10 protein-coding genes are annotated in these 14,618 nt (G+C 72.9%); 6 read left to right on the forward strand and 4 right to left on the reverse strand.

From position 1 onward, the window contains the following. Nucleotides 1-184 precede the first annotated feature (184 nt). The 3 genes from VMI11_10600 (at nt 185) to VMI11_10610 (ending at nt 6,188) form a co-directional block, all read left to right on the forward strand. Nucleotides 185-3,883 carry a BTAD domain-containing putative transcriptional regulator gene (locus VMI11_10600; GenBank protein HTY72855.1) on the forward strand — a complete coding sequence of 1,233 codons (3,699 nt, stop codon included), beginning with the start codon at nt 185-187 and terminating at the stop codon, nt 3,881-3,883. Between the two features lie 142 nt (nt 3,884-4,025). Beyond that, entirely contained in the window at nt 4,026-5,054 is a 1,029-nt protein-coding gene (locus tag VMI11_10605; GenBank protein HTY72856.1) for a hypothetical protein, read from the forward strand. A 69-nt stretch (nt 5,055-5,123) separates the two neighbouring features. Beyond that, nucleotides 5,124-6,188 carry a hypothetical protein gene (locus VMI11_10610; GenBank protein HTY72857.1) on the forward strand — a complete coding sequence of 355 codons (1,065 nt, stop codon included), beginning with the start codon at nt 5,124-5,126 and terminating at the stop codon, nt 6,186-6,188. 7 nt (nt 6,189-6,195) lie between these two features. Here VMI11_10610 and VMI11_10615 read toward each other — a convergent pair whose 3' ends face one another. Then, a complete protein-coding gene (locus VMI11_10615; GenBank protein HTY72858.1) occupies nt 6,196-6,675 on the reverse strand; it encodes a GNAT family N-acetyltransferase in 480 nt (159 codons plus the stop codon). A 9-nt stretch (nt 6,676-6,684) separates the two neighbouring features. Here VMI11_10615 and VMI11_10620 point away from each other — a divergent pair, with 9 nt between their 5' ends. Together VMI11_10620 and VMI11_10625 are read left to right on the forward strand one after the other, a co-directional pair. Next, complete coding sequence (locus tag VMI11_10620; protein HTY72859.1) at nt 6,685-7,236, forward strand: hypothetical protein; 552 nt, start codon at nt 6,685-6,687, stop codon at nt 7,234-7,236. A 55-nt stretch (nt 7,237-7,291) separates the two neighbouring features. Next, the gene (locus tag VMI11_10625; GenBank protein ID HTY72860.1) at nt 7,292-8,554 is read left to right on the forward strand and encodes a hypothetical protein; all 1,263 of its coding nucleotides are present in this window, start codon (nt 7,292-7,294) and stop codon (nt 8,552-8,554) included. Here VMI11_10625 and VMI11_10630 read toward each other — a convergent pair. The 3 genes from VMI11_10630 to VMI11_10640 are packed head-to-tail and all read right to left on the reverse strand — an operon-like array spanning nt 8,538 to nt 11,025. Then, nucleotides 8,538-9,476, reverse strand: coding sequence for an RluA family pseudouridine synthase (locus tag VMI11_10630; protein HTY72861.1), 939 nt, complete (start codon nt 9,474-9,476; stop codon nt 8,538-8,540). The two genes, VMI11_10625 and VMI11_10630, sit on opposite strands and share 17 nt — an antisense overlap. Then, nucleotides 9,469-9,978, reverse strand: coding sequence for a signal peptidase II (lspA, locus tag VMI11_10635; GenBank protein ID HTY72862.1), 510 nt, complete (start codon nt 9,976-9,978; stop codon nt 9,469-9,471). Before lspA ends, VMI11_10630 begins: the two co-directional genes overlap by 8 nt. 3 nt (nt 9,979-9,981) lie before the next feature. Continuing rightward, nucleotides 9,982-11,025, reverse strand: a complete 1,044-nt coding sequence (locus VMI11_10640; GenBank protein HTY72863.1) for a TraR/DksA C4-type zinc finger protein — start codon at nt 11,023-11,025, stop codon at nt 9,982-9,984. A gap of 474 nt (nt 11,026-11,499) precedes the next feature. Between VMI11_10640 and ileS the strand changes: the two genes are divergently transcribed. After that, nucleotides 11,500-14,616, forward strand: a complete 3,117-nt coding sequence (gene ileS / locus VMI11_10645) for an isoleucine--tRNA ligase (protein HTY72864.1) — start codon at nt 11,500-11,502, stop codon at nt 14,614-14,616. Nucleotides 14,617-14,618: the final 2 nt, after the last annotated feature.

A 14,618-nucleotide genomic window follows, 5' to 3' on the forward strand; every position in this document is an offset into this window, starting at 1 on the left:
TGGTACACGGGCTCCGCCTGGACCAAGCCGGTCGGTGTCTACGCCGCCTACTTCCAGACCACCATGTCGTCCTACCGCGACACGGCCTCCAGCACCTGCTACCTGTGACGCCGCCGCGGGGCCGGTCCCGAGAGGTTCGCCTTTCGAGACCGGTCCTTGGCCGCGCAGTCCTACGATCCGAGCGATGTCCGAGACGCCCGCACCGACCTTCGACTTCCGGATGCTGGGGCCGCTGGCCGTCGAGCGGAACGACGTACCCGTCGCCCTCGCCGCGGAGAAGCCGCGGGCGCTGCTCGCGTTCCTGCTGTTGCGGCGCAACCACGTCACTCCGATGGACTCCATCCTCGAGGCGCTGTGGGAGGACGCGCCCCCGCCGACCGCGCTGGCCGCCGCCCAGGTCTACGTCTCCCAGCTGCGGCGGGCGCTGGCCGAGCCGCCGGGCCACCCGGTCACCATCGTCACCGCGCCGCCCGGGTACGTCCTGCGGGTCGACGAGCAGGCGTGCGACATCGGACGCTTCGAGACCCTCCGCCGGCAAGCACGCGCCTGCGCGGATGCGCGGCAGACCGCGCGTCTGCTGCGTCTCGCCCTCGAGGAGTGGAGCGGACCGGCGCTGGCGGACCTCCAGCAGTACCGGTTCGCAGCCGAGGTCGCCGCCGCCCTCGCCGAGGACCGGTTGACCACGCTCGAGGACCGAATCGCCGCGGACCTGGCCTGCGGTGAGCACCGCGCTCTGGTCGGCGAGCTGACCGAGCTGACCTCGACGAACCCGTACCGCGAGACCCTGTGGGAGCAGCTCGTGCTGGCCCTCTACCGGTCGGGGCGGCAGAGCGAGGCCCTGGCCGCGTACCAGCGCATGCGCGCCCTGCTTCAGGACGATCTGGGGATCGACCCGAGCCCGCGGCTGCGCGACCTCGAGGCCGCGGTGCTCCGGCAGGACCCGGCGCTCGAGCGACCCGCCGATCTCCCGCCTTCGAGCCTGGCGGCAGTGGCGACCCCGGCCGCCCCGGAGCCGCCCACGATCTCCGACCCGCACGTCGTCGGTCTCCTGCTCACCGACGTCGAGGGCTCGACCCAGCTCTGGCATCGCTACGCCGACCAGATGCCGCAGGTGATGGTGGCCCACAACGACGTGGTCTCCGCGGTGGTCAGCGCCCACGAGGGACGGCTGCCACCCGACCAGGGCGAGGGCGACTCGCGCCTGGCGGTGTTCCCCTCGATCGTGCACGCCGTGGTCGCGGCCGGCGAGCTGCAGGACGCCCTGCAGGGCCACGAATGGCCGGAGGGCGTACGTCCGGCGGTGCGCATGGCGGTCCACGCGGGCAGCGTCGTCGAGGTCGCCGGGAACGTGTTCGGTTCCGCGGTACACCGCTGCGCCCGGCTGCGGGCTCTGGCCAACGGTCGCCAGGTCCTCGTGTCCGGCACCGCGGCTTCCCTCACGGGGGAGGCGCTGCCCGCGGCCTGGGAGCTGACCAGGCTCGGGCGATTCGCCTTGCGGGACTTCGAGGACGAGGAGGAGGTGTTCCAGCTCGACCGTCGCGGCAAGGCGCTGGAGTTCCCGCCACTGCGCAGCTCGGTACGTCTTCCCGTCGACACGACGCCCTTCGTCGGGCGCCGCGACGAGGTCGAGGTGCTGGCCGGGGACGTCGCGCGGCACCGGCTCGTGACGCTGACCGGCCTCGGCGGCAGCGGCAAGACCAGATTGGCCGTCGAGTGTGCGCGGGTGTCCGTCGCGACCTTCCCAGTAGGCGTCACCTTTGTCGACCTGTCCTCCGCCACCTCGGAGACGGACTTCCGTCAAACGGTGCGGGACGCGGTCGAGAACGCGTCCCCTCACTCACTCGTCGTGCTGGACAACCTCGAGCAGATCCCGCGCGCCGGCGCGCTGGTCGCCGACCTGCTCGCACGGACACCGGCCCACGTGCTGGCCACCACCCGCCTGCCGCTCGGTGTGCCCGGCGAGGTCGTACGCCCGGTCGCCGCCATGCCCCGAGCGGACGCCGTCGCCCTGTTCCGGGAGCGAGCGATGGCCGCCGAGCCAGACGTGGAGATCGACCGCGACGTGGCCGGCGAACTGGTGGATCTGCTGGGCTGCGTCCCCTTGGCGCTCGAGCTCGCGGCGGCTCGGCTGCGCGTGGTCGACCTCGTCACGCTGCATGACACCCTCACCCGCGAGCTCAGCCTCCTCACCGACAGCGGCACAGCGCGGCCGGAGCGGCAACGCTCGGTCACAGCGCTGCTCGTCGGCTCGTGGGACGAGCTGAGCGAGGCGCAGCGCCGGGTTCTCGGCGCCTTGGCGACGTTCCGGACATGGACGACAGCGCAGCCACTGGCAACGACGACGGGGCTGCCCGGTGGCGACGTAATCGACGCCCTGGACCACCTCGTGTCGCGCGGGCTGGTCTCGCGCACGCGCGCAGACGGAGTCCCGACCTTCGGCGTGCTGGAGCTCGTTCGCGGCTTCGTGGAGCAGCACCTGGATCCGTCGCACGCCGAGCAGCTGCGAGCTGAGCACGCCCGGCTGTTCCTGACGCGGGCCCGGGACGCGTCCGGTGCGGCACGCGCGGAGCTGCGGGCGGCGCTGCGCTTCGTCGCGACGCAGAGCGCCGACCCGGGGCTGTCGACGGCGCAGCGGCTCGACCTCGGCCGGCTCGCCCTTCATCTGGGGTGGTACGAGGACGCCGTCGCGCTGCTGGAGCCAGTGGCCGCCGAGGCCGGCGCCGCGAACCCGCTCGGTCAGGCGCTGGTCCGTCGAGCCGGCCCGGGCGACCTCGCCCGCGGTCGCGACCTGTTGGCCGCCGCCGCGGACGGCGGCGACGCCGACGCGGCCGCGTCCCTCGGGGGGACGTACAAGGACAGCGATCCGGTTCAGTCGCGTCAGTGGTACGAGCGGGCCTTGAGCATCTCGCCCGAGGACCCCTACCCGCTGGGCAACCTCGTCGAGCTGGAGGTCCAGGAGACCGGGTCGCTCGCCTCTGTCGCGGCGCATCGCGCCCGACTCGAGGCAGGGCTTCGTCGTCGGCGCGGCGAGGCGGCGGGCCAGGAGGACCTGCCGTGGTCGTGGTTCGACGCCGGGAAGTTCGCCCTCCTGCTGGGCGAGGACGAGGCCGACGCGCTGCACTGCCTGCTGCGCGGGGTCACGACGGCCTCGCATCCGCAGCAGCTGCAGACGACGCTCGCGTCGATCCGCCGCCTGACCGTCCCCGGCGCCGACCCCGCGTGGGGGTTGGCAGCGCAGCTGCTCTCGCTCGCGCACGCCGCGCGCGTCGACTCCGGCGAGGGCCTGGCTGCGCCTGCCGTTACCCTGGCCGCGCCCGTCGTGGTTCTCGCCGGCGCCTCGGCGCGCGCCGACCACAAGCCGGTCATGGCCTGGCTGGAGCCGCTGGTCGCCGCGATGCCGGGCGGCGGCGGGACGATCGTCTCGGGCGGCACGAGCCAGGGGGTCAGCGCGCTGGCCGCCGCGGCTGGTCGTGAGCTGCCCGGCTGGCGCAGCGTCGGCTACCTGCCGGCCCGGCTGCCCAGAGGTGTCACGTCGGACGACCGCTACGACCAGCTGCGCCGGACCCAAGCGGCCGGCTTCGGGCTGAGCGAGCCGCTGGCGTACTGGTCGGACCTGCTGGCCTCGCGCGTACGTCCTGCCGACGTCTACCTGCTCGGGATCGGCGGCTCGGTCCTCACCGGGCTGGAGCTGCACCTGGCCGCCGCGCTCGGCGCCGTGGTGGCCGTCGGGGGCGTGGAGTCCGCTGCCCTCGATGCGATCAGCCCGATCCCGACCGACATCCACGCCCAGCTCGTCCATCCTGAAGCTCGCAGCCTGCGCACCTGGCTGTCCACCACCGCTCCCTCTTGGAATGAACGCGGCGTTCTTCCAATAGGTCGGTAGGAACGTCGCGTTCATTCCAAGAGTGGGGGCTGGGAACCCGCACGTCGTGCCCGTAGGTGCATAGGCCGTCGCGGAGGGTTACCTCGGGTGCCACCCCGGGACTACGTTGCGTGATCATCCGCGCCTCCTCGAGGAGGGGACCATGGCGTCGAACCGGGACCTCGAACAGCAAGTGGCGGAACTGACCCAGAAGCTGGAAGCACTGCAAGCCGCGGTGATGCGGCGGGAGGACGTACCTGCCCCGGAGCAGCCCGCGGACCACGCCGCGGACCACGTCGTGTCGCGACGCGGCCTGCTCACCTCGTTGCCCGTCCTCGCCGCGGCCGGCGCCGGCGCGATGGCGCTGAGTGGGCTGACCGCGAGCCCGGCCGCCGCGGCCGCGGGCGACCCGTTGCTGCTCGGCCAGTCCAACGACCCCAGCGACCAGACCACGTCGCTGTTCATGACGAACAGCACCGACTACGCGCTCGACGTGACCACCGGCGGCATCCACGCCTCGACGATGCACATCGGCGACGGCCAGGTGAACGACGACGGCGACCTCACCGTGCTGAGGTACGACGACTACACGCTGTACGTCGAGTGCCGCAACCAGGTCAGCAGCAGCGCGGACCACGGTGGCAGCGCGATCTACGCCGACGGCTTCATGGCGGCCGCCATCGTCGTCGACGGCTACGAGGGGCTACCGAACGGCCAGTCCCAGCCCAACAACGTCACCCCCGGCCTGGGCCTCGACATCACCGGCCACGACTCCAGCCCGGGCATCCACGTCAAGACCGACGCGGCGGAACTGCTGCACGCCTCGCAGGGCGACACCTCGACCTCGACCGACGCGGCGCAGATCGTCACCCACGGCTTGGGCCGCGGCCTGTACGTCCAGTCGGTCAACACCTCCAACGCCAACGGCACGATCACCGGCGTCAACGCAGGCTCCGGTGCTGGCGTGTGGGGGACGAACTCCTCCTCCTCGCACGCCGGCATCGGCGTCGTCGGGGTCGGCGGGACCATCGGGCGGGGCGGGCGCTTCCGCGGCGGCGCCGCGGCCGTCCAGCTGCAGCCCTCCACCGCCTCGACCCACCCCGGCAGCGGCCAGGCCGGCGACCTGTTCGTCGACGCCAGCCACCGCCTGTGGTTCTGCAAGGGCGGCACCACCTGGCACCAGCTCGCCTGACACCGCTGGGTACCCCTTCGTACACGCAATCTTGCGGAACGTCACCGCACGCGCCCGTACGGGTTTACCGTGCCGCTGATCATCTTCCCCGGGGTGCCCAGGAGGTACGCGATGGCGTCGACGCACGACCTCGAGCAGCAGGTGGCCGAGCTGACCCAGCAGGTGGCCGAGCTGAGGGAGTTGCTGGGCAGGCGGGAGGACGTACGCCCTCCCGCCGCTCCCGCGACCCGCGAAGCGAAGGTCTCCCGCCGAGGCCTGCTCACCTCCCTGCCGGCCCTCGCGGCCGCCGGTGCGGGCGCGGCGGCGCTGACCGGTCTCGCCGCGAGCCCCGCCCACGCCGCAGCCGGTGACCCGATGCTGCTCGGCCAGGTCAACGACCCCGGCGGCCAGACCACGTCACTGTCCATGCCGGACGAGACCGACGTCGCGATCGACGTCACGAACGGCGGAATCCACGCCAGCACCATGCACATCGGGGACCAGGCGGAGGGCGACAACGGCGACGTGTACGTCCTGCTGGAGGACCAGATCGCCCTCGCCGTCTACTCCCGCAATCTGGTACGCAGCGCCGTGGAGTGGGGCGGCACAGCCATCTACGCCTCCGGCAAGATGGCGCCGGCCATCTCCCTCGACGCCTGGGACGGCGCCCCCAACGGCGTCGCCCCGCCGTTCGTCACGGTCCCCGGGATCGGCGTCCAGATCGTCGCGCACGACACCAGCCAGGGCATCGTCGCCTCCACCGAGACCGCCGACGTGCTCGACCTCACCCAGTCCGACACGTCCACGACGACCGACGCCGCCCACCTCGTCACTCATGGGCTCGGACGAGGGGTGTACGTCGAGGCCGTCAACACCGCCAACGACAACGGCACCGTCACGGGCGTCAACTACGGCTCGGGCGCCGGCGTGTGGGGCACGAACGCCTCCGCCGTCCACGCCGGCATCGGCGTCGTCGGGGTCGGCGGGACCATCGGGCGGGGCGGGCGCTTCCGCGGCGGCGCCGCGGCCGTCCAGCTGCAGCCCTCTACCGCCTCGACCCACCCCAGCAGCGGCCAGGCCGGCGACCTGTTCGTCGACGCCAGCCACCGCCTGTGGTTCTGCAAGGGCGGCACCACCTGGCACCAGCTCGCCTGACGCCTTACTAGAGGGGGTGCCACATGTGGCGGTGCGGGAGGCCGGCGTCGTCGAACTCCGCGCCGAAGGCGACGTACCCGAGCCGCTCGTAGAACCCCAGCGCGTGCGTCTGCGCGCCGAGGTAGACCAGGTGCAGGCCGCGCTCGGCGGCGCGGGACTCCAGGGCGCGTACGAGCTGCGCGCCGACCCCCGCCCCGCGCAGCGAGCCCAGCACGGCGATGCGGCCCAGGTGCCCGACGGGGCCCAGCGCCGCGTCGAGCCCGAGGAAGCCCGGCTCCTCGATGACGAGGCGCCCGGCGCCGACGTACTCCTCGCCACGCAGCGCCACCACGTGGTCCGCAGTCGCGTCCCGCTCGTCTCGTTCGAGGTCGAGCGGGACGCCCTGCTCCTCGACGAAGACGACGTAGCGCACCCGCAGCGCACCCGCGAGGTCCAGCGAGGACTCGGCCAGTTTGACCGATACCTCGGGGAGGCCCACGTACGGCATCCTGCCAGCGTGACCCGGCGAGAGCGGCTGCGGTTCTGGGAGCACCCGCCAGGGCCGGTCTTCCACGCGCTGCTGGTCCCCCTCGGCCTGGCACTCCTCTGGAACGCCAGCCTGCCCGGCGACGACTTCCTGCTCATCATGGTCGTGACGTTCCTCGTGGTGCTCGCCGCGGTGGTCTGGGCTGTCCGCGTCCTCGCCTTCATCGCGACCAGACGGCGCTTCTCCTGGTGGCTGGTCGTCGCGCCCGTGGCCGGTCTGGTCGTCCTGTCGCTCGACGTGACGAACCTGCCGCTTCAGGCACGCTTCCAGCTCAGCCGCACCGCGTTCGACCGGTCGGCGACGGCCTCGTCCCCGGAGACCGAGGCCCGCCAGCGGATCGGGCTGTACACGATCCAGTGGGTGTCCGACGAGGGCGACCAGATCCTGTACAGCGAGGTCCACGGCTGCGACATGCTCTGCGACGCCGGGTTCCTGTACGCCCCCCACGGTGCGCGCGCCGACGCCGGCATGACCGTCTCGCACCTCACCGGGCCGTGGTACACCTACGTCGACGAGGGTTGAGAGAGGACCTGCGGCCCTACCGCCGCGCCGAGCACCCGGCGCAGGCTGGACGGTCGTGAGCATCCGTGCCTGGATCCTGGTCGCGGCGACAGCCGTGGGGCTCGCCCTCGCTGTCTCGCCCGCGGCGGCGCAGCAGCCGCCGCCGAGCTCGCCCCAGGACGAGGGCAACGAGCCGAACATCACCTACCGCGACGCCAGCGGCGATGTCCACGTCGTGCGGTTCGTCGACTGGCGCATCGAGGACATCCGGCTCAACGCCGGCGACCACGACATCAGCAGCCCGGGCTGGCCGAAGGCGACGGGGACGCCGTACGGGTACTCCAGTGCGATCGACCCGACCAAGCCCGAGGAGCACGTCGTCTACCGCGCGGCCAACGGTCACGTCATCGAGCTCTGGAAGCAGGACTACGCCGAGACGACCTGGCACAAGACCGACCTGACCAGCGCCGCCGGCACCAAGGCACGCAGCGCCGGCGACCCGCTGGGCTGGAGCTACGACACGTTGGGCCGGCAGTGGGTCGTCTACCGCGCGACCAACGGCCACCTCCACGGGCTCACGTGGACCAGGGCCGGCGACCACTGGAAGGACCTCGACCTCACCCGGGCCGCCCGCACGAGGGTCAAGGCGTCGGCCGACCCCACCGAGTTCGTCGACAGCACGGGAGCCACCCCCCGGGCGGTGCTCGTCTACCGCGGCACCGACCGGCACGTCCACCTGCTCGCGTGGACCGTCGGCGGCGCCTGGACGGCCTGGCACGACAGCGACGTGTCCGCACTCGCCCACTGGACGGGCAAGCCGTACGGACGTCCGTACGGCTGGGCCAGCGAGCCGTCGGCCACGACCCACGCGGTCCTCAACGTGACGGTCCGGACCGTCACCGGTCACGTCGAGCAGCTCTTCGGCGGCCACGGCCAGGCCTGGCGGCGCCACGACCTGACCATCGCGTCGGGGGCGACCGTCCGCGCGGTCAGCGACGTCCAGGGCACCGTCGGCCAGGACACCAGCTTCGGATACGCCGCCCTCGTCCAGTACGTCGGCGCCGACAAGCACCTCTACCGGATGGTCCTGCCGGCCGACCTCACCGGCCACCCCAACAACCGTGCCCTGTTCGCGGCCAGTCGCGCCGGGCTGTGGTTCCAGGACGGCCGCAGCGGCTACACGAGCTTTCTCGTCGGCCGGCACCTGTGGGTGTCCCAGGACGAGTGGGACCAGGGCGTCACGCAGGCCCTGGACCTGTCCGCCGGGTACGGCCCGCCGAGCTACCCGTACCCGGCCCCCGGGACCGGTACCGGCGGCTACTTCACGCCTGAGCCCTGAGCACGTCGAGGGCGTGCTGGAGGTCCGCCGGGTACGGCGAGCTGAAGGACACCGGCTCCCCCGTCGTGGGGTGCGCGAACGACAGGCGTACCGCGTGCAGCCACTGCCGCTGCAGCCCCAGCCGGGCTGCCAGTGCGGGGTCGGCGCCGTAGGTGAGGTCGCCGACGCAGGGGTGGCGCAGGGCGGCCAGGTGCACCCGGATCTGGTGCGTGCGCCCGGTCTCGAGGTGGATCTCCAGCAGGGACGCCCCCCGGAACGCCTCGAGGGTGTCGTAGTGGGTCACGCTCGGCTTGCCGCCCGCCACGACCGCCCAGCGGTAGTCGTGCACCGGGTGCCGGTCGATCGGCGCGTCGATCGTCCCGCGCGACGGGTCGAGGTGACCCTGCGCCAGCGCGTGGTAGACCTTGTCGACGCTGCGCTGCCGGAAGGCGTCCTTGAGCACCGAGTACGCCCGCTCGCTCTTGGCCACCACCATGACCCCCGACGTCCCGACGTCGAGGCGGTGGACGACCCCCTGCCGCTCGGCGGCGCCCGACGTCGACACCCGGTACCCGGCGGCCGCCAGCCCCTGGACGACGGTCGGCCCCGTCCAGCCCGGGCTCGGGTGCACCGCGACCCCGACCGGCTTGTCGACGACCACGATGTCCGGGTCGTCGTAGAGGATGGCGAGCCCGGGTACGTCCTGCGGCACGGCGACCTCGACCGCCGGCGCGGCGGGGAGCGTCACCTCCAGCCAGGCGCCGGCGTGCAGCCGCTCGCTCTTGCCCACCGGCGCACCGTCGAGGAGCACCAGCCCCTGACCGGCGAGCTCGGCGGCGCGCGTACGGCTCAGCCCGAACAGCCGCGCCAGCCCCGCGTCGACCCGCTCCCCCTCGAGCCCGTCGGGCACCGGCAGCGCGCGTACGTCGGGCCCGTCACTCATGCGCCGCACCCCGCCGGGACCCGTCGAACTCCACCCCGAACAGCGCGAGCAGGACCATCCCGATCGCCGAGCAGGTGATGGCGGAGTCGGCAAGGTTGAACACCGCGAAGTGCTGGGGGTGGATGAAGTCCACGACGTGTCCCTGGAAGAGCCCCGGCGCGCGGAAGATGCGGTCGGTGAGGTTCCCGACGGCGCCGCCGAGCAGGCCGCCGAGGCAGAGCGCCCACAACGTCGAGCCGAGGTTGCGGCTGCTGCGCAGGATGACCACGACGACGACCACGGCGATGAGCGTGAACAGCCAGGTCGAGCCCGTGCCCAGCGAGAACGCCGCGCCCGGGTTGCGCGTGTAGGTGATGGTGAGCCAGCCCCCGAGCAGGCGGATGTCCGCGTGCGTCGCCATGACGTGCACGACGATCGCCTTGCTGACCTGGTCGAGCACCCACACCGCGGCGGCGACCCCGAGGACGACCGGCAGGAGGGTGCCCCGCTTGTCGGTGGTCACGCTCTAGCGGCGCTCCTCGCGCTGCTTGTCCTCCTTGCACAGGGTCGCCCGCGGGAACGCCTGCAGCCGGCGCTTCCCGATCGGGTTCCCGCAGACCTCGCACACGCCGTACGTCCCGTCGGCGATCCGCTTGAGCGCCCGCTCGGTCTGGTCGAGCATGTCGCGGCTGTTCGCCGCGAGCGACATCTCGTGCTCCCGCTCGAAGGTCTTCGTCCCGGCGTCGGCCTGGTCGTCGCCCGCCCCGTCGCCGGAGTCGCGCAGCAGGTCCGCGAGGCCCTCCTCCGCGACGGCGATCTCACTGCGCAGCCGGGCCAGCTCGCTCTCGAGCTCGGTACGTACCTCCGCGAGCTCCGCCGCCGTCCACGGTGACTCGTCCTCGCGCACGACCAGCGCCTGGGGGGCGACCTTCTTCGCCGGCGCAGCCTTCGCCGGGGCAGCCTTCGCCGGGGTGGTCTTGGCCGGGGCCTTCGCGGGCGCAGTCTTGGCCGCCGCCTTGGTCGCCGTCTTGGTCGCCGCCTTGGCCGGCGCTGCCTTCGCGGGAGCCTTGGCAGCAGTCTTCGTTGCTGCCGACTTCGTTGCTGCCGACTTCGCGGGGGCCTTGGCCGCCGTCTTGGCGGGAGCCTTCGCTGGGGACTTCACCGGGGTCTTGGCGGCCTTCGCTGCCGTCTTTGTCGCCGTCTTTGCCGCCGTCTTCGCGGGAGCCTTCGCGGCCGCCTTTGCCGCTGCCTTGGCAGGCGCCTTGACCGCAGCCTTTGCCGTCTTGGTCCCTGCCTTCTTCGCCGGCGCCTTCGCGGCCTTCGCGGGGGCCTTCGCCGCCGTGGCGGCGGGAGCCTTGGCCGCCTTCGCGGCCGGCGCCTTCGCGGCCTTCGCCGCAGCCTTTGCCGCCGTCTTCGGCGGGGCCTTGGCGGGGGTCTTGGCCGCCTTGGCGGGGGTCTTGGCCGCAGACGCGGTGGCCGTGCGCTTGGCCGGGGACGTACGGGTGGCCGCCTTGACGACCTCGCCCAGGGCTCGCCGGACCCGCCCAGCGGCGCTGGTGCTCTCGGCCATCGACGTGTCCCCTCGTGCCGATCATGATCACGTACGGTTGCGGAAGGATAGGTTGCTCACACGTTCAACGGCAATCCGACGCGCTGCCGTCCGCCGGGTTAGGCGTCGGAGGGTCGATCGACCGACGGACGCCTAACAGGTCCGAGGAGGCCAGCGGGCCCGGTCCAGCTGTTAGGCGTGGGAGGGTCGATCGACCGACGGACGCCTAACACCTGGGCCAGGGAGCGGGCGGCTCGCTTACGATAGGTGACCGACCTGTACGGCGTTGACGGGGCCATCACCTCCGAGCCGCCGGAAGAACGGGCGCCGGGTGAGAGCCGGGCGCCTCACTAGACCCGGCAGCAGGCGACCTCGAGTGGGGTGCGCGTGCGCACCCAAGGAGGGTGGTACCGCGGGACCCGGGCGCGGCACGGGGCTCGTCCCTCCGCCGAGACGAGCCACCCCGAGGGGCCCGCTGTGGCGAAGGACCACCCGATGTACGCCGCCGTCCCGGCGCAGGTCGACCTGCCCGCCCTGGACCAGCAGGTGCTGGCCTTCTGGGACGCCCACGACGTGTTCCGGCGCAGCGTGGCCGCCTCGGCGGGCCGTCCGCCGTGGATCTTCTACGAGGGCCCGCCGACCGCCAACGGGATGCCCGGCACCCACCACGTCGAGGCGCGCGTCTTCAAGGACCTCTTCCCGCGCTACCGGACGATGAAGGGCTACCACGTCCCCCGCAAGGCCGGCTGGGACTGCCACGGCCTGCCGGTCGAGCTCGCCGTCGAGCAGGAGCTCGGCTTTCGCGTGAAGGGCGACATCGAGGCGTACGGCGTCGCCGAGTTCAACGCCCGCTGCCGCGAGAGCGTCGTGCGCCACGTCGACGCCTTCGTCGAGATGACCCGGCGGATGGGCTACTGGGTCGACCTCTCCCAGGCGTACTGGACGATGGACCCCTCCTACGTCGAGTCGGTGTGGTGGTCTCTCAAGCGGATCTGGGACGCCGGGCTGCTGGTCCAGGACCATCGCGTGACGCCGTACTGCCCCCGCTGCGGCACCGGCCTGTCCGACCACGAGCTGGCCCAGGGCTACGAGACCGTGGTCGACCCCTCGGTCTACGTCCGCTTCCCGCTCACCTCCGGGCCGCTGGCCGGCCGGGCGTCGCTGCTGGTGTGGACCACGACGCCGTGGACGCTGGTCTCCAACACCGCGGTCGCCGTGCACCCGGACGTGACCTACGTGGTCGCGACCGACGGCGAGGAGCGCCTCGTCGTCGCCGAGCCGCTGCTGGGGGCCGCCCTCGGCGAGGGGTGGACCATCGAGACGACGTACGCCGGCCGCGACCTCGAGCGCTGGACCTACGACCCCCCGTTCGGCCTCGTCGACATCCCGGACGCGCACTACGTCGTGCTCGCCGACTACGTGACGACCGACGACGGCTCCGGCCTGGTCCACCAGGCGCCGGCCTTCGGTGCGGACGACCTCGCGGTCTCGCGGGCGTACGGCCTGCCCGTCGTCAACCCCGTCCTGCCGGACGGCCGCTTCGCCGAGGACGTGCCGCTGGTCGGCGGGACGTTCTTCAAGAAGGCCGATCAGGCCCTGGTGGCCGACCTCCAGCAGCGCGGGCTGCTGGTCAAGCACCAGCCCTACGAGCACGCCTACCCGCACTGCTGGCGCTGCCACACCGTCCTCATCTACTACGCGCAGCCGTCCTGGTACATCCGCACCACCGCGATCAAGGACGCGCTGCTGCGCGAGAACGAGCGCACCAACTGGTACCCCGACACCATCAAGTGGGGCCGCTACGGCGACTGGCTGCACAACAACATCGACTGGGCGCTCTCGCGCAACCGCTACTGGGGCACCCCGCTGCCCATCTGGGTCTGCGGCGAGGGCCACCAGACATGCGTCGCCTCCCGTGCCGAGCTCGGCGAGCTCGCCGGCCGGGACCTCTCCGAGCTCGACCCGCACCGGCCCTACGTCGACGACGTGACCCTCCCCTGCCCGCAGTGCGGCGAGCAGGCCCGCCGCGTACCCGAGGTGATCGACGCCTGGTACGACTCCGGGTCGATGCCCTTCGCCCAGTGGGGGTACCCGCACGCCGAGGGCAGCGCCGAGGCGTTCGAGGCGGCGTACCCGGCGAACTACATCTGCGAGGCGATCGACCAGACCCGCGGCTGGTTCTACACGCTGATGGCGGTCGGCACGCTCGTCTTCGACCGCTCCAGCTACGAGGACGTCGTCTGCCTCGGCCACATCCTCGCCGAGGACGGCCGCAAGATGAGCAAGCACCTCGGCAACATCCTCGAGCCGATCCCGCTGATGGACACCCACGGCGCGGACGCCGTGCGCTGGTTCATGGCCGCCACCGGCTCGCCGTGGCTGCCGCGGCGCATCGGGCACACGGCGCTGCAGGACATCGTGCGCAAGGTGCTGCTGACGTACTGGAACACGGTCGCGTTCCAGTCGCTGTACGCCCGCGCGGCCGGCTGGTCGCCCGCCGACGGCGCGCCCCCCCTCGCCGAGCGCGGCGTCCTCGACCGCTGGGCGCTGTCCGAGGCGCACCGCCTCGCGCGCGACGTCGACGCGGCGCTGGAGGTCTACGACACCCAGAAGGCGGGCCGGCTGCTGACCGCCTTCGTCGACGACCTGTCCAACTGGTACGTGCGCCGCTCCCGGCGACGCTTCTGGCGCGGCGAGCCCGCCGCGCTGGCCACCCTGCACGAGTGCCTGCGCACCCTCACCCTGGTGCTCGCCCCGCTGACCCCGTTCGTCACCGAGCGGGTGTGGCAGGACCTGTTCGCGGCCACCTCGGCCGACGAGCCCGCCTCGGTGCACCTCGCGGCGTGGCCCGCGACCGACCCTGCCGTGGTCGACGACACCCTGGCCGCCCGGGTGGGTCTGGTCCGCCGCCTCGTCGAGCTCGGCCGCTCGGCGCGGGCGGAGTCGCGCATCCCGACCCGCCAGCCGCTCGGGCGCGCCCTCGTCGCCTCGCCCGGCTGGGCCGACCTGCCCGCGGACCTGCGCGCCGAGGTCGCCGAGGAGCTCAACGTCGCCTCGCTGGAGAGCCTGTCCGGGGCCGCCGGCGAGCTCGTGGACGTCAGCGCCAAGGGCAACTTCCGCTCCCTCGGCAAGCGTTTCGGCCAGCGCACGCCGCTGGTCGCTGCCGCCATCGCCGCCGCCGACGCGGGAGCGCTCGCCGCCGCGCTGCGCTCCACCGGCTCGGCCACGGTGACCGTGGACGGCGGGCCGGTCGAGGTCGGCACCGACGACGTGGTCCTGTCGGAGACGCCGCGCTCGGGCTGGGCCGTTGCCGCCGACGCCGCCGACACGGTCGCGCTCGACCTCACCATCACGCCGGCGCTGCGCCGGGCCGGGCTCGCCCGCGAGGCCGTACGGCTGATCCAAGATGCCCGCAAGGCGAGCGGCCTCGACGTCTCCGACCGGATCTCGCTGTCCTGGCTGGCCGAGGGCGAGACCGCGGAGGCGATGCGCGAGCACGGCGGGCTGGTCGCCGAGGAGGTCCTCGCCACCTCGATGGCCGAGCAGGTGGGCGGCGGCGGCGAGTTCGGCGACCCCGACCTCGGCCTGCGCTTCTGGCTCGCCAGGGCGTGAGG

This window comes from Actinomycetes bacterium (genome assembly GCA_035506535.1).
Lineage (GTDB): Bacteria > Actinomycetota > Actinomycetes > DATJPE01 > DATJPE01 > DATJPE01.